The organism is Streptomyces sp. NPDC018693, from assembly GCF_044391385.1.
Taxonomy (GTDB): Bacteria; Actinomycetota; Actinomycetes; order Streptomycetales; family Streptomycetaceae; genus Streptomyces.
In genome coordinates this window covers 1-26,467 of the sequence record NZ_JBIRZZ010000010.1, presented here as the reverse complement: position 1 = coordinate 26,467, position 26,467 = coordinate 1, and the positions used below count along the sequence as shown (strand labels likewise).

Genomic DNA, 26,467 nt, shown 5'->3' with positions numbered 1-26,467 from the left:
ACGGAATCGCGGTCCCAGACCCCAAGGTCCAAACCTGGATGACGCCATGGAAACCATAGGTCTGGACCACTGGCCAGGGCCAATCGATCACCGGTCGGCCATCGCCGCACCGGACGGCTTGTCCGATGTGTCCCTCGGTAAGAAACGGCTGGTCCGATCACACCTCGGCCTCACGGCACCGCGGTCTACCATCGGCTCATGACCCGTGTACTGCTCGCCGAGGACGACGCGTCCATCTCGGAGCCGCTGGCCCGCGCACTGCGCCGCGAAGGGTACGAGGTCGAGGTGCGCGAGGACGGACCGGCCGCGCTCGACGCCGGTATGCAGGGCGGTATCGACCTGGTCGTACTGGACCTCGGCCTGCCCGGCATGGACGGTCTGGAGGTGGCCCGCCGGCTGCGCTCCGAGGGCCACACCGTGCCCATCCTGATCCTCACCGCACGCGCCGACGAGGTGGACACCGTCGTCGGCCTGGACGCCGGCGCCGACGACTACGTCACCAAGCCCTTCCGCCTCGCCGAACTGCTCGCCCGGGTCCGGGCCCTGCTGCGGCGCGGCGCCGCGGAGCCCCACCAGCCGCCCGCCACGCACGGGGTGCGGATCGACGTCGAGTCGCACCGGGCCTGGATGGGCGACGAGGAACTCCAGCTGACCGCCAAGGAGTTCGACCTGCTGCGGGTGCTGGTGCGCGACGCGGGCCGGGTCGTCACCCGCGACCAGCTGATGCGTGAGGTCTGGGACACCACCTGGTGGTCGTCCACCAAGACGCTGGACATGCACATCTCCTGGCTGCGCAAGAAGCTCGGCGACGACGCGGCGAACCCCCGGTACATCGCGACGGTGCGCGGAGTGGGCTTCCGCTTCGAGAAGAGCTGAGGGGCCGCCGAGCCGCAAGAACCGAGCGAGCCGCAAGAACCGAGCGAGCCGCAAGAACCGAGCGAGTCGCAAGAACCGAGCGAGCCGCAAGAACCGAGCGAGCCGCAAGAACCGAGCGAGTCGCAAGTACCGAGTAAGAGAGCCGTCCGTGCGCCGTCGACTCATCCAGTCCACCCTCGCCGTCGTCCTGGTCGTGATCGCCGTCTTCGGGGTCTCGCTGGTCATCGTCGAGACCCGGACGATCAGCACCAGCGCCCAGGAGCGGGTGGAGTCCGAGGCGGTGCGGCTGGTCGGCATCGTGGACAGCCGGCTGCTCGGGGACGAGGCGGTCACCGCGGAACTGCTGCGCGACCAGGTCACCGACGACCGGTACGCCGTGATCCGCATCCCCGGCCGGGAACCCATCGAACTCGGCAGCAAGCCGACCGGTGACGTCCTGCACGCCGAGGAGACGGGCGAGGGCGGCGAGACGGTCCGCGTCGAGGAGCCGCGCTCCGCGGTGACCGACGAGGTCGGCCGTACCCTGCTGATCATCGGGCTGGTGGCGCTGCTCGCGGTCATCGCCGCCGTGCTGCTCGCCGTCCGGCAGGCCAACCGGCTCGCCTCCCCCCTCACCGACCTCGCCGAGACCGCCGAACGCCTCGGCTCCGGCGACCCGCGCCCCCGCCACAAGCGGTACGGCGTCCCCGAGCTGGACCGGGTCGCCGATGTGCTGGACGCCTCGGCGGAGCGCATCGCCCGCATGCTGACCGCCGAACGGCGGCTGGCCGCGGACGCGTCCCACCAGCTCCGTACGCCGCTGACCGCGCTGTCCATGCGGCTGGAGGAGATCACCCTCACCGACGACCCGGAGACGGTGAAGGAGGAGGCGAACGTCGCGCTGGCACAGGTGGAGCGGCTGACAGACGTGGTCCAGCGGCTGCTGACGAACTCCCGCGACCCGCGCACCGGCTCCGCCGTCACCTTCGACCTTGACGAGGTCATCCAGCAGCAGCTCGCGGAGTGGCGTCCCGCGTATCGCAGCGCGGGCCGGGCGATCGTCAGCTCCGGGAAACGGCACCTTCAGGCGGTGGGCACGCCGGGAGCGGTGGCCCAGGTGCTGGCCGCGCTGATCGAGAACTCCCTGATGCACGGGGGCGGCACGGTCGCCCTGCGTACCCGGGTCACCGGCAACCAGGCGGTCATCGAGGTCACCGACGAGGGACCTGGGGTGCCGGCCGACCTGGGCGCGCGGATCTTCGAGCGGGCGATCAGTGGACGCAACTCGACGGGCATCGGCCTCGCCGTCGCCCGCGACCTCGCGGAGGCCGACGGGGGGCGGCTGGAGATGCTCCAGGCTCAGCCGCCGGTGTTCGGGTTGTTCTTGTCGCGGACGCCGCCGTCGAGGAAGGCGGAGGACCGTGAACCGACCGTCAGGTAGTCGTCCGGCTGCGGGTGTGTGGGGGCTGGTCGCGCCCGCGTGGCGGTAGCCGCAGATTCAACACCGCCCCGCGCCCCTGTCGCTGCCGCAGGCATCGCCCTGAACACCCACGTCCGATACGACCAGAACCGGAACAACGTCGCCACACCGATGCCGATGAACTTGAACACGTTGTTCTGCAACGGGCTGTCCCAGCCCGCGCCGTACGTCGCCGCGAACAGCACGCCGTTCTCGATCACGAGGCCGACCGCGCTGAACAGCAGGAACAGCGTCATCTCGCGCGTACGGCCGGTCTTGTCGCGGTCACGGTAGGTGAAGTACCGGAACCCGATGTAGTTGAAGATGATCGCGACGACCGTGGCGATGATGCCGGCCCGCACGACCTGCAGGTCGGTCACGTGCCGTACCAGGTTGAACACGCCCAGGTTGACCAGCACTCCCGCCCCGCCCACGGCGCCGAACTTGGCGACTTCGTGCGCAAGGCGGCGCAGCCCCGAGGAACCATGTGCCATGGTCGAACAGGCCCCCGTCCGGGTCGCGGTTTCGTCAACCCAGCCATGCTAACCACCCTCGTTCGAGGTTTCCTGCGGTCGGGCTCCCGGGTGGCGGGCGCGGAATCCAGCCTTCCGGCCGCGGCCGATACCCTAGGGGCGTGACGTTCCCGGTAGTCGGCATGGTCGGCGGGGGTCAGCTCGCTCGTATGACACACGAGGCGGGCATCCCGTTGGGCATCAGGTTCAAGCTCCTCAGTGACACCCCTCAGGATTCCGCGGCCCAGGTGGTGAGCGACGTCGTCGTCGGCGACTATCGCGACCTGGACACGCTGCGTGAGTTCGCGCGCGGGTGCGATGTGATCACCTTCGATCACGAACATGTACCCACCGAGCACCTCCGGGCCCTGGAGGCGGACGGCATCCCCGTGCGCCCCGGCCCGGACGCGCTGGTGCACGCCCAGGACAAGGGTGTGATGCGCGCGAAGCTCGACGCGATCGGCGTGCCGTGCCCACGGCACCGGATCGTGAGCGACCCGGACGACGTGGCCGCGTTCGCCGCGGAGGGGGACGGCTTCCCGGTCGTCCTGAAGACCGTCCGCGGCGGCTACGACGGCAAGGGCGTGTGGGTCGTCGACAGCGTCGAGGAGGCCGCCGAGCCGTTCCGCGCCGGCGTGCCCGTCCTCGCCGAGGAGAAGGTCGACTACGTCCGTGAGCTGGCCGCCAATGTCGTACGGTCGCCGCACGGCCAGGCGGTCGCCTACCCGGTGGTCGAGTCCCGGCAGGTGGACGGCGTCTGTGACACGGTCATCGCCCCGGCGCCCGACCTCGACGAGAAGCTGGCGCTGGAGGCCGAGCGGATGGCCCTCACCATCGCCAAGGAACTCGGCGTCGTCGGCCATCTCGCCGTCGAGCTCTTCCAGACCCGCGACGGCCGCGTCCTCGTCAACGAACTGGCGATGCGTCCCCACAACTCGGGCCACTGGACCCAGGACGGCGCGATCACCAGCCAGTTCGCCAACCACGTCCGGGCCGTCCTCGACCTCCCCCTCGGCGACCCGCGCCCCCGCGCGACGTGGACGGTCATGGTCAACGTGCTCGGCGGCGACTACCCCGACATGTACTCCGCGTACCTGCACTGCATGGCCCGCGACCCCCAGCTCAAGATCCACATGTATGGCAAGGACGTGAAGCCCGGCCGCAAGGTCGGCCACGTCAACACCTACGGCGACGACCTGGACGACGTGCTGGAGCGCGCCCGTCACGCAGCCGGCTACCTGAGAGGGACCATCACCGAATGAGCCCCGTTGTTGGCATCGTCATGGGGTCGGACTCCGACTGGCCCGTCATGGAGGCCGCCGCCAAGGCCCTCGACGAGTTCGAGATCGACTACGAGGTCGACGTCGTCTCCGCGCACCGCATGCCGCGCGAGATGGTCGCCTACGGCGAGCAGGCCGCGGACCGGGGCCTGAAGGTGATCATCGCGGGCGCCGGGGGAGCCGCGCACCTGCCCGGCATGCTCGCCTCCGTCACCCCGCTGCCCGTGATCGGCGTGCCCGTGCCGCTGAAGTACCTCGACGGCATGGACTCCCTGCTGTCGATCGTGCAGATGCCGGCCGGGGTGCCCGTGGCGACCGTGTCGGTCGCCGGCGCCCGCAACGCCGGTCTGCTGGCCGCCCGCATCCTCGCCGCCCACGACGAGGAACTGCTCGGCCGGATGCGCGACTTCCAGCAGGAACTGAACGACCAGGCCACCGAGAAGGGCAAGCGGCTGCGCGCCAAGGTCGAGGGCGCGGGCAACGGCTTCGGCTTCGGGAAGTGACGCCCCCCATGACCTCTCTCGACGAAGCCCGGGAACTCCTGCGGGAGTTCCCCGTCGTCGACGGCCACAACGACCTGCCCTGGGCGCTGCGCGAACAGGTCCGCTACGACCTCGACGCCCGCGACATCGCCGTACGCCAGGACCCGCATCTGCACACCGACCTGCCCCGGCTGCGTGAGGGCGGCGTCGGGGCGCAGTACTGGTCGGTGTACGTGCGCTCGGACCTGCCCGACCCGGTGCCGGCCACGCTGGAACAGATCGACTGCGTACGGCAGTTGATCGACCGGCACCCGCGGGAGCTGCGGGCCGCGCTGACCGCCGCCGACCTGGAGGCGGCCCGCGCGGAGGGTCGTATCGCCTCGCTGATGGGCGCGGAGGGCGGGCACTCGATCGGTGAGTCGCTGGGCACCCTGCGCGGCCTGTACGCGCTCGGCGTGCGCTACATGACCCTCACCCACAACGACAACATCGCCTGGGCGGACTCCGCGACCGACGAGCCGAACATCGGCGGCCTGTCCGCCTTCGGCCGCGAGGTCGTCCGCGAGATGAACCGCCTCGGCATGCTCGTCGACCTCTCCCATGTCGCCGCCACCACCATGCGTGACGCGTTGGACACGTCGACGGCCCCGGTGATCTTCTCCCACTCCTCCGCCCGGGCCGTGTGCGACCACCCGCGCAACATCCCGGACGACGTGCTCGAACGCCTCCCCGCCAACGGCGGCATGGCGATGGTCACGTTCGTGCCGAAGTTCGTGCTCCAGGCCGCCGTCGACTGGACGGCCGCCGCCGACGAGAACATGCGCGCCCACGGCTTGCACCACCTCGACACGACGGCGGAGGCCATGCGGGTCCACCGCGCCTTCGAGGAACGGCACCCGCGCCCGATCGCGACCGTCGCCACGGTCGCCGACCACCTCGACCACATGCGCGAGGCCGCCGGCATCGACCACCTCGGCATCGGCGGCGACTACGACGGCACGGCCTTCACCCCGGACGGCCTCGACGATGTCTCCGGCTACCCCAACCTGATCGCCGAGCTACTGGACCGCGGCTGGTCCCATGCCGACCTCGCCAAGCTGACCTGGCGCAACGCGGTCCGCGTACTGGGCGCGGCAGAGGACGTGGCACGCGACCTGCGGGCGACCCGGGCGCCGTCGAACGCGACGATCGAGTCCCTGGACGGCTGAGCACCCGGCCGGGTGGGGCACTCGAACGCCCCACCCGGCAGGTGGCCGCCCCGCCCCCGTGCGACGGTGAGACGTACCGCCTGATCGCTTTGCTCGCGTGATTGCTTGATCGCTGATCACGCCGCTGATCACGACGTACGGAGACCGCCGTGGCCGACCTCCAGGACGAACTGCACCCCCGCACCGAGGTCGGCGAGCCGCCGCTGGAGGAACCCTTCCCGGAGCCGCGGGAGCTGTCGGCGCGGTCCGGGACGGTCGAGCTGCTCGAACGCGCCCACGCCCTCCTCGCCGCCCACCCCGTCGCCGACGGCTACAGCGGGCTGCCCTGGGCGCTGCGCCATCTGCCCTGGTACGACCTGGAGCTCGGCGAGAGCGCCCTCGACACGGATGTGCCCCGGCTGCGCGAGGGCCATGTGGGCGCGCTGCTCTGGGCGCTCCACCTGCCCGAGGGGCTGGCCGCCGACCGGGCCGTCGGGGCCACCCTGGAGCAGCTGGACCTCGTCCGCTCGGTGATCCACGCCCACCCCGAGGGGCTACGGCCGGCCCGCTCGGCCGACCAGGTCCTCGACGCGCGCAACTGCGGCCGGGTCGCGGTGCTGCTCGGCCCCGCCACCGCGGCCGCGCTGGACGACTCCCTCGGCATCCTGCGCGTCCTGCACTCCCTCGGCCTGCGCGTGCTGACCCTGGCCGGCACCTCCTGGGCCGGCGAGGCCGGCCTGACCCGCTTCGGCGAGGAGGTCGTCCGCGAGATGAACCGCCTCGGTGTCCTCGCCGACCTCTCCGGCGCCTCCGACGCGACGATCGCCCGTGCCCTCACCCTCTCCAAGGCACCGGTGCTGTGCACCCGCTCCGCCGCCCGCGCCCTGCGCCCCCACCCGAACAACCTGCCCGACGACCTGCTCGCCGAGCTGGGCGCGGCCGACGGTCTGTGCCTGGTGCCGCTGACCGCCGAGCAGACCGGTCCGACGGTCCGCGACGTCGCCGACCACCTCGACCACGTCCGCGCCCTGGCCGGCCCCGACTGCGTCGGCCTCTCCGGCACCTACGACTCCGGCACCGCCCACCCCCGGGAACTCGCCGACGCCTCCGGCTACCCCCGCCTCATCGCCGAACTCCTCCACCGAGGCTGGCCCAACCCCGACATCGCCCTCCTCACCTGGGGCAACCTCCAACGAGCCCTCCGCAGCGCCGACTTCCTCGCCCGCGCGGGCCGTACCCGCAGGGAGCCGTCCATGGCGAGCATCGCGGAACTCGACGGCTAGCTTCAGGGCCGCTCGATCCGGCAGTGCCGCGCGCCTGCCTTCCCTCCGCCACGAGCGAAGGCAGGCGCAGGCAGTGGTCGAACGGGCACGTCAGACAAGCACCCACTGGATGTTGGCCCACTTGTAGCAGTGCACGAACTGCCCCGTGCTCCGGCGGTAGGTCGGCCATCCGATGTGCTTCAACGTGTTGGGGCCGTATTCGCCGTCGACGGTCGCTCCGGACGCGCTCTGCGCTCGGCGCAGCGCGGCCTCCGTCAGGTCACCGAAGACACCGTCGACCATCAGACCCGCCGAGTAACACTTGTTCAGGGCCCTTTGAAGAACGTTCACGCCGGCACCCGAGTCACCGTTGATGAGGTAGCACGTGGCGGTGAGCTGGCTGCCGTTGTACCCGAGGGGGACCGCCACCCCGTAGTCCGGGTTCTTGGCCGTGAACAACGTCCTTGAGGTCGTGCAGTGCCGGTAGGTGCCGTGAGCCGATGCCGCGGGGGCCGCGACAACCGCCGCCCCGAGCGTGCAGCGAGAGCGGCTCCAGTGGTCTGCATGGTCTTCCCTTCGGTCGGAGAATGGTGCAATCAGGGCGTGTACAGCGACTGCAGCCTCGTGACCCGCCCCTGACCGTCGAAACTCAGGTCGTACCCGAGGAGCGAGCGGGATGAGGACGGCTGGTCCGTCAGCCGGCGGACGAACTCGGCCTGGGAGTACGACGAGGCATGCTTCTCGTCGCCGAGCGGGACCGACAGCAGCACCTGGGCGTGCTCGGCCATGCGCACCTCGGTGAAGGGCCCCTCGCCCGGGACGATCACCCATGCCTCGAACTGAACGTGGGCCTCCTTCTGGGCGGGCCGCACCGACAGGTACGTACGTCCGTCGCTGGTCCGGGCGTCGTCGATCTGCACGAACTGCTTGGTGCCGGCCCAGGGGGCCGCACTGGTCGACGACGGCGTGCCGTCCGGGTTCGCACCGCCGCCGCCCGGCGCGGAAGGCGTCGCCGATGTCACGGGTGCGGTGGCGGCCGCCTGCCCGTCGCTCTCACCACTGCACCCGGTCAGGGCCACAAGGCTGACGGCGAGAGCGGTGAGGCAGCGCACGGCGGCCCGGCGGTGTGAGACGCGCATGGTCAAGGTCCCCCAAGGATCAGGTGTGTTCTGGATACGTCCTCTCTACGCGCCACCCCACCCTCGGGGTTGCACCCTGATCCGTTTCTTTTGCCACCGCCCGCCCCGGAGCCCCGTGCGGACTCATTCGGCGAGCCAGTACGCCTCCCGCAGCGAGTGCACTCGGCCCTCGCTGTCATAGTCGATGACGAACACCCACCGGGGGCCGGCGGCCAGCCGGTCCACCAGCCCGCCCAGCTGCACGTCCGCGGCGTTCCCGCCGGCCAGCTGCCGTGCTTCGACCAGCGTCCCCCGCGGCAGGGTCAGCGTGTGCACCACACCAACGGGTTCCGCGGTTCCCCGCACGGTACGGAGCTGCTCGACGGTGACCTGCACCATGTCCCCCTTCGCCACCGCGCCGTACACATAGCCCAGCTCGCTGGTGTACTCCTCACCCGGAGCCGGCGTCAGCGGCGGGAACTGCGAAGCGGTCGGCGTCGGGAGGACGGCGGGCGGCTCGGTCCCCCGGGTGTCCCGGGTCAGCGACAGACCGCCCACGGCCACAGCCGCGGCCAGCAGCGCGCCGCCGGACGCGAGAGCGGCCCGCCTGCGGCGCAGACGCTGCTCACCGCGCGCCCGGATCCGCTCTGCGGCAAGTGGCGCCGCGTGCCGCCGACCTGACTCGGCGAGGTCGGCCAAGTAGTCCTCCAGCCCGGTCTTGTCAGCCATGACGCACCTCCGGCAGGCTGCTGGTTCCCGGATCCAGCTCAGTGTCGGCCAGCAGCCGTGCCAGCGCCGCCCGACCCCGGCTCAGATGTGCCTTGACCGTACCGACGGGGCAGCCGGCCTCAGCAGCCACCTGTTCGACCGTCAGGTCACATAGATGGTGGAGCACCACGGCCCGGCGTTGGGCCTCGGGTATCTGCCGCAGTGCCTGAACCAGCAGCACATGGTGCGGTTCCGGCGGCGGTACCGTGGCCGGCGGACCCTGCCGTCGTGCGAAGGCGAGCGCGGTGCGCACCCGCCGCCACCGGCTGACCGCCAGCCGCCAGGCCACCGTGCGCACCCACGCCTCGGGGGCGTCGTCCAGATCGAACTCGGCGCGACGTTCCCAGGCCCGGGCGAACGACTCCTGGACCACATCCTGCGCCTCGGCGAGGTCGCCTGTCATCGCATACAGCTGGCCGATGAGCCGGCCGACGCTCGCAGCGTAAAAGGTGTCGAACTCGTGCTCGTCCACACCCCGGCCGCCGCGCGGTTCATCTGGTCGTCGCATCCCTCTCCCATCACGCTGCACGGTGCCACTTGGCTCCCTCGCAGCACAAGAAGTCAGCGACTCGACTGGTCATTCGCCGCGCAGCAGCCCGACCTCCTCCTCAGCCCGCGCACAGACAGAACGGATGCCCCGCCGGATCCGCGTACACACGCCAGCCGCGGGAGCGGTCCTCCGCGTCCAGGATCTTCGCGCCCAGCGCGAGCACGCTCTTCTCGGCCGCGTCGAGGTCGTCCACCGTCAGGTCCAGGTGGAACTGCTGCGAGTGGTCGGGTGCCGGCCACCGTGGTGGTACGAAACCCGGGGCCGCCTGGAAGGCCAGCGGCTGACCGCCGGGCACCTTCAGGTCCACCCACTCCCCGTCCCCCTCGACGGTGCCGCCCAGTACGTCGGCGTAGAACCCGGCCAGCGCGCGCGGGTCGGGACAGTCCAGGACGACCGCACCCAGCTTGGCGAGAGCCATGACTTCCTCCTCGTTACCTCTAGCGGCCTCTTGAGGGTAACCGCGTTACCCCATGCTGCACCCTTGGGAGTAACGTCGCAAGGGAAACGCCGGAAGGTAGCGTGCACGCCATGAGTGAGAGAGCGTCCGCACCGGGCGGCCTGGCGCTGGTCGAGGCCCTGGTGAACACGCTGGACATCGAGTCGGGCGCCGACGCGCTCGACACGGCGGACGGCCGGGCGCGCTTCGGGCTGACCGAGGCCGATGTGGCGGGCGCGCACGAACTGCGTGAGTCCCTGCGCGCGGTCCTGCTGGCCCACGCCGGCCACCCGCCGCATCGCGCGGTGACCCCGCTGGGCGAGCTGCTGGCGGCGGCGCCCCTGTATCTGGCGGTCGACGAGCGGGACGGCTCCGCGTCGCTGCGGGCCGACGAGGGCCCGCTGCTCAGCCGTATCGCCACCGCCGTCGCCGAGGCCCTGGTCGAGGGCACCTGGACCCGCCTCAAGGCGTGCGAGGCCGTCACCTGCCACTGGGCGTACTACGACCGCAGCCCGGCCGGGCGGGGCCGCTGGTGCTCGATGCGGGTGTGCGGCGCCCGCGAGAAGATGCGGCGCTACCGGGCGAAGGCGCCCTGACACACAGACGGGTGCGGCAGAATGCAGCCAGACGCCGGTTCGGCCGACTGAGCCTCGGCCGAACCGGCGTCGCCTGTCCGGCCATGTCCCTGTGCGACTGCGTCGCCGGTCCGGCTACGCGGTGGGACGCCCCATCGCGCGGTACGTCCAGCCGGCCTTCCGCCACAGCTGCGGGTCGAGCGCGTTGCGCCCGTCGAGGATGACCCGGCCCGCCGCGACCTCCCCGAGCGCCGCCGGATCCAGCTCGCGGAACTCCCGCCACTCGGTGAGGTGCAGGACGACGTCGGCGCCCCGGACCGCGTCCAGCGCGGAGTCGGCGTACCCGAGCGTCGGGAAGAGGCGGCGGGCGTTCGCCATGCCCTTGGGGTCGTAGACGGTCACCTGGCCGCCCTGGAGGTGGATCTGCCCGGCGACGTTGAGCGCCGGCGAGTCCCGTACGTCGTCGGAGTCCGGCTTGAAGGTCGCACCGAGCACGGCGACCCGCCGGCCCAGGAAGGGACCGCCGCCCAGCACCTGCCGGGCCAGCTCCACCATCTGCCCGCGCTGGCGCATGTTGATCGAGTCGATCTCGCGGAGGAACGTCAGCGCCTGGTCGGCACCCAGCTCACCGGCGCGCGCCATGAAGGCCCGGATGTCCTTCGGCAGACAGCCGCCGCCGAAGCCGATACCGGCCCGCAGGAACTTCTTGCCGATCCGGTCGTCGTAGCCGATGGCCTCGGCGAGCTTGGCGACATCGCCGCCCGACGCCTCGCACATCTCCGCCATCGCGTTGATGAAGGAGATCTTGGTGGCGAGGAAGGAGTTCGCGGAGGTCTTCACCAGCTCGGCGGTCGGGAAGTCGGTGACGACGAAGGGCGACCCCTCGGCGACCGGCGTGGCATACACCTCACGCAGCAGCTTCTCGGCCCGCTCGCTGCGCACACCCACCACGATCCGGTCCGGGTGCAGCGTGTCGTCGACGGCGAAGCCCTCCCGCAGGAACTCCGGGTTCCAGGCCAGCTCGGCGCCCTCCCCGGCGGGCGCGTGCGCGGCGAGGTAGGCGGCGAGGCGGTCGGCGGAGCCGACGGGCACGGTCGACTTGCCGACGACCAGGGCCGGCCGGGTCAGGTGCGGGGCGAGCGAGGCGATCGCGGAGTCGACGTACGACATGTCGCAGGCGTACTCGCCGTGCTTCTGCGGGGTGTTCACACAGACGAAGTGGACGTCGCCGAAGGCGCCGACCTCCGCCCAGTCGGTGGTGAACCGCAGCCGCCCGCTGGCCCCGGGGATCCCGGCCACGTGCCTGCGCAGCAGCTCCTGAAGACCCGGCTCGAACATCGGGGTCTCGCCGCGCTCCAGCATGGCGATCTTCTCGGGAACGACATCGAGTCCGAGCACCTCGAAGCCCAGCTCGGCCATGGCCGCGGCATGTGTGGCCCCGAGGTAGCCGGTTCCGATCACGGTGATCCTGAGGGCGGCGGCCATGCGTGCTCCTGGACTGGATGTCGTCGTTCGATGCGCTGCCCGCGAGCATATCGGGGGCGTGGCCGGGCCCCTCATCGGGCAGTTTCCCCTCTGTCGCCAAGCTCACGTATGCGGGCCGTGAGCAGACCTCTAAAATTTGTATTACTTAACGGTAATTAGCGTCAGCACCACTGCGTCTTTGGAGCGTGAGAGACCTTGGCCGGATCGGCTGACTTCGACCTGTACCGCCCGTCCGAGGAGCACGACATGCTCCGCGACGCCATCCGTTCGCTGGCCGAGGCGAAGATCGCGCCGTACGCCGCCGCGGTGGACGAGGAGGCCCGCTTCCCGCGTGAGGCCCTTCAGGCGCTGGTCGCCAACGACCTGCACGCGGTGCACGTCCCCGAGGAGTACGGCGGCGCGGGCGCCGACGCCCTCGCCACGGTGATCGTGATCGAGGAGGTCGCCCGCGTCTGCGTCTCGTCCTCCCTCATCCCCGCGGTGAACAAGCTCGGCTCCCTCCCGGTGATCCTCTCCGGCTCGGAGGAGCTGAAGAAGAAGTACATGACCCCGCTCGCCAAGGGCGACGCGATGTTCTCGTACTGCCTCTCCGAGCCGGAGGCGGGCTCGGACGCGGCCGGCATGAAGACGCGCGCGGTCCGCGACGGCGACCACTGGATCCTCAACGGCGTCAAGCGCTGGATCACCAACGCGGGCGAGTCCGAGTACTACACGGTGATGGCGGTCACCGACCCGACGAAGCGCTCCAAGGGCATCTCCGCCTTCGTCGTCGAGAAGTCCGACGAGGGTGTCTCCTTCGGCGCCCCCGAGAGGAAGCTCGGCATCAAGGGCTCCCCGACCCGCGAGGTCTACTTCGACAACGTACGCATCCCCGCCGACCGCATGATCGGCGAGGAGGGCACCGGCTTCGCCACCGCGATGAAGACCCTCGACCACACCCGCATCACCATCGCCGCCCAGGCGCTGGGCGTGGCCCAGGGTGCCTTCGACTACGCCAAGGGCTATGTCCAGGAGCGCAAGCAGTTCGGCAAGGCGATCGCCGACTTCCAGGGCATCCAGTTCATGCTCGCCGACATGGCCATGAAGATCGAGGCCGCCCGCCAGCTGACGTACGCCGCGGCCGCGAAGTCCGAGCGGGGCGACTCCGACCTGACCTTCCAGGGCGCGGCGGCCAAGTGCTTCGCCTCGGACGTCGCCATGGAGGTCACCACCGACGCCGTCCAGCTCCTCGGCGGCTACGGCTACACCCGCGACTACCCGGTGGAGCGCATGATGCGGGACGCGAAGATCACTCAGGTGTACGAGGGAACCAACCAGATTCAGCGGGTGGTCATGGCGCGTAATTTGCCTTAACGGCTCGTGAGCTGACAATCGAAGGGTGCCCGGTGTCTGGGCACCCTTCACTCTTTTCAGTGAGCTAGTACACGGAACCCGGCATATGCCGTGTCTTGCCTCTTAGTCTTCTCGCGTGGCCGGGGACCTCCCGGCACACGGCGGCCGTCGAAGCCGCGCTACTTTCGACCTGTGACCGCAGCATCTTCATATGGGGACTTGCCCGAGGGGTGGCATCTGGACGGTGAACAGCTTGTGCATGAAGCTGAGTTGCACGGCTGGAAGCTGACCGTCGTGACCCTGCTCAGCGCCCCATGGGACGGCCCGACGAGCCTCCGCATTGATCCACCCGAGGACCCGCACACTACGGTCGCGACGGACGGCATCACGGCGGAGCTCATGCGCTCGATCTCCCTGGCAGAGATCCGCAGGACGGCGAAGGAAGTGCGGGCCCGCCTCGGTTGGCCAGCCGATGGGGCCACCGCTGCGGCGGTATTCAACCGGGTCGTGACGGAACGTGAATACGCCTTGGTGGCCCGTGAGTACGTTCGCTTGGTGCACCAGGGCTACCGGAGCCCCGTCACACGGTTGGCGACCGCGTGGGGACTCAGCCGGAACACCATCAGCGGCCGTATCCGGCGAGCACGCGCCATGGGCTTCCTCGACGGACCGCCGGGCAAGCCAGCGGACCGCCTGACCGACAAGGCCAGGCGGCATCTGGAGGGGGACGACACACGTGTCACAAATCGGGACCGGACTGACGGGCGATGAGCCGCTTGTGACGGTCTTCGAACGATGGGCCACCACCCGAGGGGTGGAGAACAGCAGTATCAAGCAGTACCGGACACTGCTGACCAGGGCTGTCGAGCCGTTCTTCGGCGCCGAGGGCATCAAGGGCATCAGTTCGGCACATATCGAGATGTGGGTGGAGTGGATGATCAACCACCGTGGCTACAAGCACTCCACCGTCCGATTCCGGTTCAACATTCTCAGGTCGGTGTTCAGCTGGGCGATGGAGCAGGGGGTGACCGATGCCAATCCGTGCAGCCCGGTGGAGCTCCCCGGCAGCCGCTCACGGGCGCATCGGGAGCAGCGTGCGGAGGTCCACATCCCCAGCACCGAAACGGTGCTCGCCGTTATCGCGGCTGCTCCGGAGCGGTATCGGGGCATGCTCTGGCTCCTGGCCGGCTGCGGCCTGCGGCTCGGCGAGGCCATGGGAATCGGTCGTGACCGCATCTCCTTCACGGACCGGCTGATCACTGTCGACCGGCAGGTCGCCTGCGACCGGGACACCGGCTCGGGGCGATACGGAAGCATGCGACTGCGGCACGTCAAGTGGCGGGAGGACGGGGAGGCAGGGCGCCGCGTACCGCTCCCAGACGTAGTGGCTCTTGCCTTGCGCCGTCACCTCAGGGACCACGTCACCTGGGGTGAGGAGGAACTGCTGTTCAGCAACACGACAGGCACTGGCTTGCTCTACCCGTACTACTGGTATGGAAGGATCTGGCGTCCTGCGCTTGCTGCTGCCGGCGTCGACTACTTCAAGCCCCATAGCCTCCGGCACTTCTACGCTGCGTCACTTCTCAGTCAAGGGGTGCCGATCTCAGAGGTTTCAGCATGGCTGGGGCATACGTCGGTGAGCTTCACGGAGCGGTACTACGCGGATCTCCTGCCGGACGCCCCTGACCGCGCGCGGCTTGCGATCGACGGCGCCTTGGGAGTCAATCGGCGGACGGCTGCTGTAACAGGCGTGTCCGGCATCGTTGCTGTGGCGTCCGCATAGGGCCAAGCCCCGGCCGCTTGCACGAAGTGGGCCCTGCCGATGTCGAGCGCGTACAGGTCGGTTCCGTTCTGCATCGGCCGTTCAGGGAGCCGCAGGAGTACGCCGACTGCTGAGGCGGCTGGGCGGTCGCGGAGGGGCCCTACGACCGCCCGGCCGGAAAGCTTCTCTGGTTCGAGATGCTCAGTCCTCGAAACCCTCCGCCGCCCGCTTCTCCCGCAGCTCCTTGATCGCCCGCCGCCGCGCCAGGCGGTGTGTGCGGCGGATCTGGGCCTCCTGGTAGCGGCGGCGGTCGCGGTCCGTCTCCGGGAGCACCGGTGGGACGCGGCGCGGCTTGCCGTCGGCGTCGACGGCCGCGAAGACCAGGTAGGCGGAGCCGACCTGGGTGGCCGGGGTGGACTCGTTCCAGCGCTCGGCGAGGACGCGTACGCCGACCTCCATCGAGGTACGACCGGTCCAGTTCACCTGGGCCTTCACATGGACGAGGTCGCCTACCCGGACCGGCTCCAGGAAGACCATCTCGTCCATGGAGGCCGTCACCGCGGGACCCCCGCTGTGCCGGCCGGCCACGGCGCCCGCCGCGTCGTCGACCAGTTTCATGATCACACCGCCGTGCACCGTACCCAGGAGGTTGGTGTCGTTGTGGGTCATGATGTGGCTGAGGGTGGTGCGGGAGGCGGACGTGGGCTTGCCCGGGATCTCCGGGATGCCCGAGTCCGCTGCGGTGACCTGATCTGTCATGACCTCCACCTTATGCCGAGGCGGACAAGCCGGGACTTTGTGTCAGCTTGGCAACAGCGGGGGTCTGATTTTCCGACTGCCCTTGTACGGCACACATCCCCGCCCGGCACACTTGGGCCCATGAACGATTGGCCCCAGGGATGGTCCGGCGACAACCGCGGCGACCGGTACGGTTCCGGCAGTGCGAGCGCCCAGCCGGAGAGCCCGCGCGTCATGCGCCAGGTCCGCCGCGGCCAGGGCGCCCCGCCGCAGCGCCCCGGCGTCCCGCCGCAGCCGTCGTACGTCAATGGTCAGGGACACGGCGACTTCACCAACGCCCAGCTGTCCGGGTACGACAGCGGCTACAACACGGGCCAGGTCTACGGCGGCGGCCCCGGCGCCCCCGGGGCCGGCGGCGCCCCGCGCTCCGCACCGGACTGGCGCAAGCGCGTCAAGTGGACGGCGATCACCGTGACGACCGTGCTGGTCGTCACCACCGTCGGCACCTACTTCTGGGCCGACTCCAAGCTCAACCGCGAGGTCGACCTGTCCAAGGTCATCGACCGGCCCGAGGGCGGCGAGGGCACCAACTACCTGATCGTCGGGTCGGACAGCCGCGAGGGCATGTCCGCCGAGGAGAAGAAGAAGCTGCACACCGGCTCCGCCGAGGGCAAGCGCACCGACTCGATGATGATCCTGCACGTCGGGGACAACGGCGACACGCTGATCTCGCTGCCGCGCGACTCCGACGTGGAGATCCCGACCTTCGTCGGCTCCGAGTCCGGCAAGACGTACAAGGGCACCGGCCGGCATGTGAAGCTGAACGCCGCCTACGCCATGGACGGTCCCGAACTGCTGGTCCGTACAGTCGAGTTCAACACCGGGCTGCGCATCGACCACTACGTGGAGATCGGCTTCGCGGGCTTCGCGAACATCGTGGACGCGGTCGGCGGCGTCGAGATCGACATCCCCAAGGGCGGCATGAAGGACACCAAGTCCGGCGCCGACTTCGAGGAGGGCAAGCAGACCCTGAACGGCGAGGAGGCCCTCGCCTTCGTCCGCACCCGCTACGCCCTCGCGGGCTCCGACCTGGACCGCACCAAGAACCAGCAGAAGTTCCTCGCCGCCCTCGCCAACCAGGTCGCCACCCCGGGCACCGTCCTCAACCCCTTCAAGCTGTACCCGACGATGGGCGCGGGCCTGGACTCCCTGATCGTCGACAAGGACATGGGCCTGTGGGACCTGGCCTCCATGTTCTGGGCGATGAAGGGCGTCAACGGCGGCGACGGCACGTCCATGAACATGCCGATCTCGGGCTCCTCCGGCTCCAACCTCGTCTGGGACAAGGCGAAGGTGAAGCAGCTGGTGCAGCAGCTGAACAACGACGAGAAGGTCACGGTGACCGGTGGCTGACCGGCCCGCCGACGGGCCCTCCTTCGACGCGGTGCTCTGCGACGTCGACAACGTGATCCGGTCCTACGACACCTCCGCGCTGGCCGCGCTGGAACGCGCCGCCGGGCTCGCCGAGGGCACCACCATGAAGGTCGCCTTCGCCCCGGAGACCGACCTGCCGCTGATGCTGGGCCGGATCACCGAGCAGGAGTGGGTCGCGGCCATCGCGCGGGGCCTGGCCGGGCTCGTCGACGACGACACCGCGTGGGAGCTGGGCGCCACCCTGCTGGAGTCGCCGTTCCACGCCGACGAGACGGTCGTGGCCCTGCTGCGCCGGGCCCGTGTCCGCGTCCCCCTGGTCCTGGTCAGCAACGCCACCCTCGGCCTGGAGGCCGACCTGGCCGCCCTCGGCCTGACCGACCTCGCCGACCACGTCATCAGCAGCGCCCGCGTCGGCCTCGCCAAGCCGGACCCGCGCATCTACGAACTCGCCGCGTCCCGCGCGGGCGTACGCCCCGACCGCTGCCTCTTCGTCGACGACACCCTGGAGAACATCGAGGCAGCCGCCGCCCTCGGCATGCACACCGTGCACTTCCACAAGCCCGCCGACCTGGAACAGGCCCTGTCCCCGCTGCTCGCACCGTAGGCACCCACGTCACGCAGGTGCCCCGCCGGCCGCTCGCGGCTAGGTGAGTCGGCCGGTGGCGCGCCTCGGCGGTCTACCGCCGACCGCGCGGCCAGGCCCGCCGACGGTCGACCTCAGCGGTCCGCCGCGCGCGGCTTCACGAGCCCGTCGGCGTATCCGCCTCGGCTCCCCGCCGGGCGCGGTCTCGCGAGCCCGCCAGTGGGTGGCGTTGGCGGCTGGCCGTTCGCGGCCTGTTGGCGGTCCGTTTCGGTGCCGCGCCGAGTGGGGTTTCATGGGTCCGTCGGCGTTCTGCCTCGGTGTCTTGGCGGGCGCGGTCTTGTGGGCCTGTCGGTGGGTGGCGTCGGCGGCTGGCCCGTTCGCGGCCTGTTGGCGGTCCGTTTCGGTGCCGCGCTGAGTGGGGTTTCATGGGTCCGTCGGCGTTCTGCCTCGGTGTCTCGCCGGGCGCGGTCTCGCGGGCCAGCCAGTGGTCCGCCTCGACGCCTTGCCGCGCGCGGCATCATAGCCCGCCGGTCCTCGCCAGTGACTCGCCTCACGTGCACCCCGCCTCGTCCCCCCGTACCACGCTCGGCTCGCCGCCCGGCGTCGTCGGCGGCTCCTGGGCCCGTACCTTGCGGACGTCGTGGAAGTCCGAGCCCGCGATGACCTTCAGGGTCGGGCCCTGGCCTTTCGCCTCGCGCAGTTCGCTGCCCGGCAGGGCCGCCGCGAGGGACTTGGCGGAGCGGTCCCAGCGGGGGTCGTAGGAGATGATCGTGCGGCGTACGTCCTGTGAGGTGGAGGTGACCGGTCGGCGGGTCGTGGCGAAGCCCGTCGCCGCGAGGGCGGTGTCCACGCGCCGGGCCAGGCCGGGCGTCCGGGTGCCGTTCTCGACCTGGACGCGGATCTGCTGGGGGGCCACCGGCACGCGGACGGCGGTGTCGCGCGGGCGAGGGCTCGTCGTCGCGAGAGGCTTGTCGTCGCGCAGGGCCTGGAAGACGCGCTCCGCCCGCACCGGGTCCCACTTCAGGGTCGAGCCGATGCCCGGCACCACGTGCCCCATCTTCCCGATCGGCACGGTCATGAACTCCGACGAGCTCGGCGAGAACCTGCGCATCGCGCGCCCCAGGTCCAGCAACTCGTCCGTGCCGAAGCCGCGGTCCGCCCGCACCGAGCCCAGCACCGCCCGCGTCACCTCCCGGAACTTCAGCGGGTTCAGCAGGATCCCTGAGGACGTGGCACGGTCCACCAGGGCCGCCAGGAAGCGCTGCTGGCGCTCCATCCGGCCGAGGTCGGAGGAGCCGTCCGCGTGCCGCGAGCGGACGTACCGCAGCGCGTCGCCGCCCTTGAGGGTGTGGGTGCCGGGCGGCAGATCCAGGCCCGTGTAGGAGTCCTTCAGCGGCTTCGCCGTGCAGATCTCCACCCCGCCCAGCACATCCACCGTCTTCATGAAACTGGTGAAGTCGACCTCCAGATAGTGGTCGATCTTCACCCGCGTCATGGCCTCGACCGTACGGACCGTCAGCTGCGGCCCGCCCTCCGCGTACGCCGCGTTCAGCTTGATCGGGTGCCCGCGGTGCTTCTCCCCGGTCGTCCGGTCGGTGTGCGGGGGCGTCTCGGCGTACGAGTCGCGCGGCAGGCTGACCACGCTGGCCCGCTCCCGGTCCTCCGAGATGTGCACGATCATGATCGTGTCGGTGCAGTGGCAGGGCGCGCCGCCCAGCCGGTAGCGCTTTCGCTCGGCCTCCGGGACGTTCTCCCGGCCGTCGGTGCCGACCAGCAGCACGTTCATGCCGTGGCCGACCCGGGGACGGTTCTTCATGTCCTTGAAGGGATCGACCCGGGCGATGTCGGAGTCCAGGCTCGTCATCAGCGAATGCCCGATCCCGGCCGCCGCCAGCACCACCACGGACAGCGTGGTCGCCGCCCGCATGGCCCAGCGCGGCCGTTTGCGCCGTACGGGCGGACGCGGCGGGACGCGGCGCGGCGGCCGGCGGGACGGGGACCGAGGCGGTGGGGCGGCGGGCATGGGACACCTCCGGGCGACGGCCGGGCGGGGCTGGGGGAGCCGTCAGAACCGTAGGCCCATACGATCGTCGACCGGCGGCAGCGCACCCGGCGGGCGTCGGCGTGTCCCCCGTTCGCGGTAACGTGAGCCCCCTATGAACGCCAAGCCCGACGTGCAGCTCCCCGCCGTGTCCGTCATCATGCCCGTCCTCAACGAGGAGCGGCATCTGCGCGGAGCCGTCCAAGCGATCCTCGCGCAGGAGTACGCCGGCGAGATGGAGGTCGTGATCGCCCTCGGTCCGTCCACGGACCGCACGGACGAGATCGCCGCCGAGCTCGTGGCCGAAACCGCGTCCGACGAGAACAAGCGCGTGCACACCGTGCCGAACCCCACCGGTCGTACGCCCGCCGCGCTCAACGCCGCGATCAAGGCGTCCCGCCACCCGATCGTGGTCCGCGTCGACGGGCACGGCATGCTCTCCCCGAACTACATCGCCACCGCGGTACGGCTCCTGGAGGAGACCGGCGCGCAGAACGTCGGCGGCATCATGCACGCCGAGGGTGAGAACGACTGGGAGCACGCCGTCGCCGCCGCCATGACCTCGAAGATCGGGGTCGGCAACGCCTCCTTCCATACGGGCGGTGAGGCGGGCCCGGCCGAGACCGTGTACCTGGGTGTCTTCCGCCGCGAGGCGCTGGAGCAACAGGGCGGCTACAACGAGGAGTTCATCCGCGCCCAGGACTGGGAGCTGAACTTTCGGATCCGGGAGGCGGGCGGCCTCATCTGGTTCTCACCCGAGCTGAAGGTGTCGTACCGGCCCCGGCCGAGCGTGAAGGCGCTCGCCAAGCAGTACAAGGACTACGGCCGTTGGCGGCACGTCGTCGCCCGGTACCACGCGGGCTCCATCAACCTGCGCTACCTCGCCCCGCCGACCGCGGTGTGCGCGATCGCGGCGGGGCTCGTGGTCGGGGCCCTGGTCACCCCCCTCGGCCTGCTGATCCCCGGCGGGTACCTCGCGGCGATCGTCGCCGGTTCCGTCCCGGCCGGCAAGGGGCTGCCGCTGAAGGCGCGGCTGCAGATCCCCGTCGCCCTCGCCACCATGCACATGTCGTGGGGGTGGGGCTTCCTGACCAGCCCCAGGTCGCTGGCCAGGAAGGTCATCGCCTCGCGCCGCCCGGCGGTGCTCACCGCCGGCTGACGCTGCGTCAGGACCCGGTCTCCTCCTCCGTCCAGGTGAAGGCCGGGTTCACCTGCATGCACTGGCCGGAGTCGGAGGCGTTCATCATCTCCGTCGCCTCCGGCACCTCGTCGCTCTGCTCGGGCACCTGGTACGCCCCGTTCTCCCGCCAGTCCGCGCCCACGACGACGGTGACACCGGAGACATCCGTGGACCGCTTCACCGCGCTCTGCGGGATCCCGAGGGCCTTCGCCACCTCCAGCGCGTCGCCCTCAAGATCCGCGCTCGGGTACCGCACCACCGTCGTCGCCTCGGAGACCGCCGCCGAGCGGTCCGCGACCGCCCTGGCGAAGCCCTTGGCGGTGAGCTGCCCGGCCACCGTGGAGGCGCGCCCGCGGGCCGCGCCCAGCAGGTCGGTGGCGGTGCCGTTGAGGACCTGCACGGCGATCTCGCCGGGAGCGGCGGCCGGGTCCGCCACGGTGGGGGAGGGGGACGCCGAAGGGGCGGACTTCTTCTCGTCCTTGCCGTCCAGGGCGATGTCCTCCCGCACCAGCCGGAACAGCTGCTCGGCGTCCTCGGTCGGCTCCACCCGGCTGCCGACGTAGCGGTTGGGCATCGTGAGCATGGTGATGCGGTCGGTGGGCACCTTCTGCAGTTCGCCCGCCAGGTCGTACATCTTCTTGATGCTGTTCAGGCCCTCGTCGACGGTGATCGCCCTCGTGGCCGCCTCGGCGAGCCTGCGCAGCTTGTTCGGGCTGCTCAGCTTGGCGCCCGCGCGCAGCTCACGCACCATCGCGTTCATGTACATGTGCTGGGCCTTGGCGCGTCCGAGGTCGCTGCCGTCCTCGAAGCCGTAGCGGGTGCGCAGCCACTGCAGGGCCTGCTTGCCCTTGATGTAGGTGGTGCCCTTCTTCAGCCGCAGCCCGGACCCCTTGCCGGTGGAGGTGTGCGAGTAGACGTTGGCGTCCACACACACCGGCACGCCGCCGACGGCGTCCGCCATCGACACCACACCCGCGAAGTCGATCATCATGAAGTGGTCGATACGGACGCCGGTGAGCTGCTCCCAGGTGGCGACGGTGCAGCCGGGGCCGCCGCGGCTGAGCGACTCGTTCGTCATCACCCGGCCGTTGCTCGCCGGGTACTCCTCCCCGTCGTCGGGGTCGGTGCACTTGGGGATCTCCAGCAGCGTGTCGCGGGGCATGCTGATCACCGACATGTTGGAGCGGTCGGCGGAGACGTGCAGCAGCATCTGGACGTCGGCGAGCGGGGGCCCGTCGAAGGTGTCCCGGGCGCCGCCCAGCTTCTGGTTCTCCTCGGTGTCGCGTGCGTCGGAGCCGATCAGCAGGATGTTCAGCGGGGTCTGCCCGGCCGCGTTCGCCTTGGTCCGCTCCACCCGGTTCTTGGCGTCGCCGAGGTAGAGGGTGTCGCTCCTGATGTTGTCGTTGAGGTGCTCGTAGTAGAGGTAACCGGCTCCCGCGGTGCCGAGTATCACCACCGCGAGCACGGTCGCCGACCAGCGCAGCACGCGCCGGCGGCGCGGGGGCCGATGGCCCGTGCCGCCGCGCCCGTCGGCGCCCTCGGCCTGCCCGGCCTGCTGGGCCTTCGGCGCCGTGGACGTCGTGTCCTCGGCCGCGGGTGCCTCCCCCCGCACACTGCTCTGCGCCACTTCCCCTACCCCTCCAGCCGCGCCGCGTGCGGGTTCTCCCCGCGTTGATGAGACGCACGGGACCGCGTCCACGTTGTACAAGACGTGTGACGAGGCCGTCGCGTCACGGCCGGACGATCACTTGACCGCTATTTGGTACGGCCCGCGTGCGCTACATGGCCTACCGCATGGCCTACTTCGCGCACTGCACCTTGTCCGCCGTGGACCTGTCGACCGTGTCCGGCACCTTCGTCGGTGCGGTGAGCGAGACGCCCGCGCCCTTGAAGTCCTTGCCCAGCGTCAGCGTCATCGTCGGCAGGCCCTGGGCGTTGGTGACGCTCTCGCCCGGCTTGAGCGCCGTGCCGGGCAGCCCCATGATGGCGGCGAGCTTGCGGGCCTGGTCGGCCTGGTCGGGCGCGTACTCCAGGGTCGTCTTGGCCAGTTCCGCGTCCGCGTTGCCCGCGTTCTCGGACTTGGTGACGCCCTGGTTGTTCTGCAGCCAGCCCAGGGTCTGCGACGCGCTGCCCGCCGGGGCCCCGCCGTTGAGGATCCGCACCCGCACCGCGGAGGCCGCGGACTGGGTGCCCTTCAGCCGGGCCGCCGCCTCCGCGGCCGCCGCGTCCTTGGACGCCTTCTCCTGCTGCTGCACCTCGGTGAAGGAGACATCGTCCTGGATCATCTGGAAGACGGCGGGCGCGGTCTCCTGGTTGAGGACGACGGTGACCTTGACCTTCTCGGCCGGGTTGTCGACCACCGGGACGGTGACGAAGGTCAGGTTCTTGACGTTGAGCTTGCCCAGCTCCAGGCCCAGGTCCTTCAGCTTGTTGAAGTCCTTCAGCTGCTCGTCGACGGCCAGCGCCTTGGTGCCCGCCTCCGCCAGCTTGATCATCTTGGTGGGGCTGGTGAGGGTGTCGTTCGACTTCAGCTTGCGCATCAGCGAGCCGAGGAACTGCTGCTGGATCTGGATCCGGCTCAGGTCGCCGCCGAGGCCCACCGAGTGCCGGGTGCGCACGAACGCCAGCGCCTGCTCGCCCTCGATGGTGTGGGTGCCCGCGGGCAGGTTCAGATGCGAGTCCCGGTCGTTGATGTCCTTGTCGAGGCACACCTCGACACCGCCGACCGCCGAGGTCAGCGTCTTGACCGCGTTGAAGTCGGCCACCATGAAGTTGTCCGCCTGGATACCGGTCAGCTCGGTGACCGTGCGCACGGTGCAGCTGGGCGTACGGCCGTTCTGGCCGAGGCTGATGTTGAAGCGGACGCCCGACTCGCCCGGGATGACCTTGGTGGAGCCGTCCTCCTGCTCGGTCGGGCAGTCCGGGATGTCCACGATCAGGTCGCGCGGGATGCTCAGCGCGGTCGCGTTCGACCGGTCCTTGGAGACGTGCAGCAGGATCGTGGTGTCGGCGTGGCCCTCGCTGCCCTTGTCGCCGTAGCCCTCGTTGCCCGCGCCGGTGCGCTTGTCCGTGCCGATCAGCAGGATGTTGATGGCCTGGTCCTTCTTGAAGCCACCCGTGCTCGCACCGTCGTCGGAGTACGACTTGATGTTGTCGTTGAGGTGCTCCAGGTACAGATAGCCGCCGACGACGGAGGCCACCAGCACGAAGGCCATCGTCCCGCCGGTCCACAGCAGGACCTTCCTGGCCTTCCCCTTCTTCTTCACCGGCCGGCGTCCGCGCCGTCCCGGCAGCGGTTCGTCGGCGGGCGTGCCACGGCGCCGGCGCGGTCCCGGCACCTCCGGCTGCCGCTCCCGCTCGGGGGTCGCGGTCCGGCCGCGCGCCCCGGAGCCGGAAGGGGCTCTACGGGGTGACGGGACCGCCGACTGCGGTGCGGAAGGGGTCAGTCGCAGTTCGTATTCGCCGGTGTCCGGATTGAGCACCCACTGGTCTGCGGGGTCGATGTTGTCCGCCCGCCCACGGCCTTGCGCGTCCACGGTTGTCCGAATCCTCCGTCGGGGCCACGCGGCGCCTTCCCCCCTCGTCCAAGGCGCTCGAGTCGATCCAGGTCACTCAGTCGGTCACTCAGTCGCTAGGTCTCTCGGTCACTTCTGCCACTCGGCGCTCGACGCTCGGCTCTTCCGGGACGGGCGTCGTGGCCGGGTGGGTGCACCGGGTCGCTCACACTATCCGGCCAGATCGGCATCCAGCGACGACGGTGACAAACTCCACGTCCCTACAACCGGGCAATTCGCCCTAATTCCCTGAACTGGAGTTCGCTTACGCGCCATGTCCCCACCGCGTTTTGGCAAGCGCTTTACCCGCAGGCGTCCTCGGATGCGGTGCGGCCGCGAAAGGCGGGAGCGGACGGGGAGGTGCCGGAGGCGGTGTTCCCGGTGGATTCCTGTGCGTCCCCTGTGTCCCGGACCTCGATCGGCGCGTCGGTGCGCAGCCGCCGGAAGAGTTCCTCGGCCGCGGGCTCCTCGAGTTGGTCACGATTGGCGTTGTGGACGTACGACTCCCGCGGAACGGTCAGAAAGCGCATGTGTTCGGCGGGAATGTCACGCACGGCGCGCACAAGGTCGTAGAGACCGCGCAGACTCGCCAGCCCCGGGTCGGTGGTGAGGGACGACGTGGCCGCGTCGAGCACCGGATACAACTTCACCGGGTTCAGCAGGACGTCATTGCCGCGCACCTTGTTGACGAGGGCGCCCAGGAAGCGCTGCTGCCGCTCCATGCGGTCGGTGTCGCTGCCGTTCCCGAGCGTCTTCCGGGCCCGGACGAACCCGAGGGCCTGCTCACCGTTGAGAGTGACCCGCCCGGCGGGCAGCTTCAGTTGGGCGGCCTTGTCGTCGATGGGCCGGCTCAGGCACACCTCGACCCCGCCCACGGCGTCGACCAGCTTCTTGAACCCGCTGAAGTCGACGACGACGTGGTGGTCGATGCGTACGCCCGTCAGCTTCTCGACGGTACGGACGGTGCAGGCGGAGCCGCCCGTCTCGAAGGCGTGGTTGAACATGGCGAACACGGGTTCGGTGCGGGTTCCGTCGGGCCTGCGGCAGCTCGGCACCTCCACCATCAGATCGCGCGGCAGTGACACGGCGGTCGCGCTGCGCCGCCCGGCGTCCAGGTGCAACAGGATGGTGGTGTCGGACCGCTCGGTCCCCGGGTCGCGGCCGTAGCGCCCGTTGCCGTCCCCCTTCCGCGAGTCGGACCCGATCAGCAGGATGTTCCGCGCGCCCTTGACGAGCACGGTGGGCCGCTCCTTCTCGTACCGGGCCAGCTCGGCGGCGGCCGCCTCGTCCGGGGTGATGTTCCCGTCGAGCCGCGCGTACAGCACGGCCACGGTGACACCCGCCCCCACGACCACCACCCCCACCCCGGCCACCCCGCCCCACACCCACCGACGCCGCCGCCGGCGTATGCCTCCGGCCCCGGTACCGGTGGCCCCACCCCCACACACCCCGGAACCCCTGCCACCAGCCACGGCAACCACCCCTCCCAGTGGTACGGACGAGTTACGCCTGCACCTACGACCATGGCGCGGGAGCCCCGACTGTGCGGGCGGGGGTGGGCCGAACGGGTGAGGGGGTGCGGGCGGGGCGGCGGTGGGGCGTGTGGTGTTGTAGTCCGCGTAGCTGCGGGCAGTCGTGCCTCCCCCAGTGCTGCAAGGGCCTGGGAGGTACCCCCAGGGCGGCACGGGTGGGCGGTGGGGGTCCCCCCGCTCGAGCGAAGCCGAGAGTGGGGGAGGCACCTCGTCGCGCCGAGTTGCGCACCCGCCCCACCCGCACCGCCCCGTTATGTTTTCCGCGGCTCCGCAACGGGGCCGCTGGCCTCTGGGCCCGGCATGACTGTTGCCCCCTGTCGAAGGCATGACCTGGGGGGTGGT

The 26,467-nt window shown here is 70.5% G+C and carries 25 protein-coding genes; 13 read left to right on the top strand and 12 right to left on the bottom strand.

Features of this window, described 5'->3' with window-relative positions; translation table 11 throughout:
- The first annotated feature begins 198 nt into the window (after positions 1–198).
- Positions 199–876: a response regulator transcription factor gene (locus ACH5AC_RS24650; protein ID WP_398864268.1), complete on the top strand. Its 678-nt coding sequence runs from the start codon at positions 199–201 to the stop codon at positions 874–876.
- A gap of 148 nt (positions 877–1,024) precedes the next feature.
- Positions 1,025–2,296: an ATP-binding protein gene (locus ACH5AC_RS24645; protein ID WP_398864266.1), complete on the top strand. Its 1,272-nt coding sequence runs from the start codon at positions 1,025–1,027 to the stop codon at positions 2,294–2,296.
- Here the strand turns inward: ACH5AC_RS24645 and ACH5AC_RS24640 are convergent.
- Complete coding sequence (locus ACH5AC_RS24640) at positions 2,215–2,808, bottom strand: GtrA family protein (RefSeq protein WP_398864265.1); 594 nt, start codon at positions 2,806–2,808, stop codon at positions 2,215–2,217. The genes ACH5AC_RS24645 and ACH5AC_RS24640 overlap by 82 nt on opposite strands.
- A 140-nt stretch (positions 2,809–2,948) precedes the next feature.
- Here ACH5AC_RS24640 and ACH5AC_RS24635 point away from each other — a divergent pair, with 140 nt between their 5' ends.
- The 4 genes from ACH5AC_RS24635 to ACH5AC_RS24620 all read left to right on the top strand — a co-directional run bounded on the left by ACH5AC_RS24635 (position 2,949) and on the right by ACH5AC_RS24620 (position 7,058).
- A complete protein-coding gene (locus ACH5AC_RS24635) occupies positions 2,949–4,088 on the top strand; it encodes a 5-(carboxyamino)imidazole ribonucleotide synthase (protein WP_398864263.1) in 1,140 nt (379 codons plus the stop codon).
- A complete protein-coding gene (gene purE / locus ACH5AC_RS24630) occupies positions 4,085–4,609 on the top strand; it encodes a 5-(carboxyamino)imidazole ribonucleotide mutase (protein ID WP_398864262.1) in 525 nt (174 codons plus the stop codon). The genes ACH5AC_RS24635 and purE overlap by 4 nt, the downstream gene beginning before the upstream one ends.
- An 8-nt stretch (positions 4,610–4,617) precedes the next feature.
- Entirely contained in the window at positions 4,618–5,796 is a 1,179-nt protein-coding gene (locus ACH5AC_RS24625) for a dipeptidase (RefSeq protein WP_398864261.1), read from the top strand.
- A gap of 149 nt (positions 5,797–5,945) precedes the next feature.
- Positions 5,946–7,058 carry a dipeptidase gene (locus ACH5AC_RS24620; protein ID WP_398864259.1) on the top strand — a complete coding sequence of 371 codons (1,113 nt, stop codon included), beginning with the start codon at positions 5,946–5,948 and terminating at the stop codon, positions 7,056–7,058.
- Positions 7,059–7,148: 90 nt separating this feature from the next.
- Here ACH5AC_RS24620 and ACH5AC_RS24615 read toward each other — a convergent pair whose 3' ends face one another.
- The 5 genes from ACH5AC_RS24615 to ACH5AC_RS24595 all read right to left on the bottom strand — a co-directional run bounded on the left by ACH5AC_RS24615 (position 7,149) and on the right by ACH5AC_RS24595 (position 9,891).
- Complete coding sequence (locus ACH5AC_RS24615) at positions 7,149–7,496, bottom strand: peptidoglycan-binding protein (RefSeq protein ID WP_398864258.1); 348 nt, start codon at positions 7,494–7,496, stop codon at positions 7,149–7,151.
- Positions 7,497–7,633: 137 nt separating this feature from the next.
- A complete protein-coding gene (locus tag ACH5AC_RS24610; RefSeq protein WP_398864256.1) occupies positions 7,634–8,176 on the bottom strand; it encodes a hypothetical protein in 543 nt (180 codons plus the stop codon).
- 123 nt (positions 8,177–8,299) lie between these two features.
- Positions 8,300–8,884 carry a hypothetical protein gene (locus ACH5AC_RS24605; RefSeq protein WP_398864255.1) on the bottom strand — a complete coding sequence of 195 codons (585 nt, stop codon included), beginning with the start codon at positions 8,882–8,884 and terminating at the stop codon, positions 8,300–8,302.
- Positions 8,877–9,431, bottom strand: a complete 555-nt coding sequence (locus ACH5AC_RS24600; RefSeq protein WP_398864252.1) for a SigE family RNA polymerase sigma factor — start codon at positions 9,429–9,431, stop codon at positions 8,877–8,879. Before ACH5AC_RS24600 ends, ACH5AC_RS24605 begins: the two co-directional genes overlap by 8 nt.
- Before the next feature lie 100 nt (positions 9,432–9,531).
- Positions 9,532–9,891, bottom strand: coding sequence for a VOC family protein (locus tag ACH5AC_RS24595; protein ID WP_398864250.1), 360 nt, complete (start codon positions 9,889–9,891; stop codon positions 9,532–9,534).
- A 110-nt stretch (positions 9,892–10,001) separates the two neighbouring features.
- Between ACH5AC_RS24595 and ACH5AC_RS24590 the strand changes: the two genes are divergently transcribed.
- The gene (locus ACH5AC_RS24590; RefSeq protein WP_398864249.1) at positions 10,002–10,505 is read left to right on the top strand and encodes a CGNR zinc finger domain-containing protein; all 504 of its coding nucleotides are present in this window, start codon (positions 10,002–10,004) and stop codon (positions 10,503–10,505) included.
- A 114-nt stretch (positions 10,506–10,619) separates the two neighbouring features.
- Here ACH5AC_RS24590 and ACH5AC_RS24585 read toward each other — a convergent pair whose 3' ends face one another.
- Entirely contained in the window at positions 10,620–11,969 is a 1,350-nt protein-coding gene (locus tag ACH5AC_RS24585; protein WP_398864247.1) for a UDP-glucose dehydrogenase family protein, read from the bottom strand.
- 195 nt (positions 11,970–12,164) lie between these two features.
- Here ACH5AC_RS24585 and ACH5AC_RS24580 point away from each other — a divergent pair, with 195 nt between their 5' ends.
- From ACH5AC_RS24580 to ACH5AC_RS24570, 3 genes are all read left to right on the top strand, one after another.
- Positions 12,165–13,322, top strand: coding sequence for an acyl-CoA dehydrogenase (locus ACH5AC_RS24580; RefSeq protein WP_398864245.1), 1,158 nt, complete (start codon positions 12,165–12,167; stop codon positions 13,320–13,322).
- Positions 13,323–13,493: 171 nt separating this feature from the next.
- Positions 13,494–14,072: a hypothetical protein gene (locus ACH5AC_RS24575; protein ID WP_398864244.1), complete on the top strand. Its 579-nt coding sequence runs from the start codon at positions 13,494–13,496 to the stop codon at positions 14,070–14,072.
- Between the two features lie 7 nt (positions 14,073–14,079).
- Positions 14,080–15,084, top strand: a complete 1,005-nt coding sequence (locus tag ACH5AC_RS24570; RefSeq protein ID WP_398864243.1) for a tyrosine-type recombinase/integrase — start codon at positions 14,080–14,082, stop codon at positions 15,082–15,084.
- A gap of 180 nt (positions 15,085–15,264) precedes the next feature.
- On the opposite strand, the gene ACH5AC_RS24565 is transcribed toward ACH5AC_RS24570, so the two are convergent.
- Positions 15,265–15,822 carry an acyl-CoA thioesterase gene (locus tag ACH5AC_RS24565; RefSeq protein ID WP_398864241.1) on the bottom strand — a complete coding sequence of 186 codons (558 nt, stop codon included), beginning with the start codon at positions 15,820–15,822 and terminating at the stop codon, positions 15,265–15,267.
- A gap of 120 nt (positions 15,823–15,942) precedes the next feature.
- Between ACH5AC_RS24565 and ACH5AC_RS24560 the strand changes: the two genes are divergently transcribed.
- Positions 15,943–17,214, top strand: a complete 1,272-nt coding sequence (locus tag ACH5AC_RS24560; RefSeq protein ID WP_398864240.1) for an LCP family protein — start codon at positions 15,943–15,945, stop codon at positions 17,212–17,214.
- Positions 17,207–17,839, top strand: a complete 633-nt coding sequence (locus ACH5AC_RS24555) for an HAD family hydrolase (RefSeq protein WP_398864239.1) — start codon at positions 17,207–17,209, stop codon at positions 17,837–17,839. Before ACH5AC_RS24560 ends, ACH5AC_RS24555 begins: the two co-directional genes overlap by 8 nt.
- Positions 17,840–18,368: 529 nt before the next feature.
- Here ACH5AC_RS24555 and ACH5AC_RS24550 read toward each other — a convergent pair.
- Positions 18,369–19,841: an LCP family protein gene (locus ACH5AC_RS24550; protein WP_398864238.1), complete on the bottom strand. Its 1,473-nt coding sequence runs from the start codon at positions 19,839–19,841 to the stop codon at positions 18,369–18,371.
- A 133-nt stretch (positions 19,842–19,974) separates the two neighbouring features.
- Between ACH5AC_RS24550 and ACH5AC_RS24545 the strand changes: the two genes are divergently transcribed.
- A complete protein-coding gene (locus ACH5AC_RS24545) occupies positions 19,975–21,018 on the top strand; it encodes a glycosyltransferase family 2 protein (RefSeq protein WP_398864237.1) in 1,044 nt (347 codons plus the stop codon).
- 7 nt (positions 21,019–21,025) lie between these two features.
- Here ACH5AC_RS24545 and ACH5AC_RS24540 read toward each other — a convergent pair whose 3' ends face one another.
- From ACH5AC_RS24540 to ACH5AC_RS24530, 3 genes are all read right to left on the bottom strand, one after another.
- Positions 21,026–22,666: an LCP family protein gene (locus ACH5AC_RS24540; RefSeq protein ID WP_398864235.1), complete on the bottom strand. Its 1,641-nt coding sequence runs from the start codon at positions 22,664–22,666 to the stop codon at positions 21,026–21,028.
- A 172-nt stretch (positions 22,667–22,838) separates the two neighbouring features.
- Entirely contained in the window at positions 22,839–24,575 is a 1,737-nt protein-coding gene (locus ACH5AC_RS24535) for an LCP family protein (protein ID WP_398864234.1), read from the bottom strand.
- Between the two features lie 320 nt (positions 24,576–24,895).
- Positions 24,896–26,041, bottom strand: coding sequence for an LCP family protein (locus ACH5AC_RS24530; protein WP_398864608.1), 1,146 nt, complete (start codon positions 26,039–26,041; stop codon positions 24,896–24,898).
- Positions 26,042–26,467 lie beyond the last annotated feature (426 nt).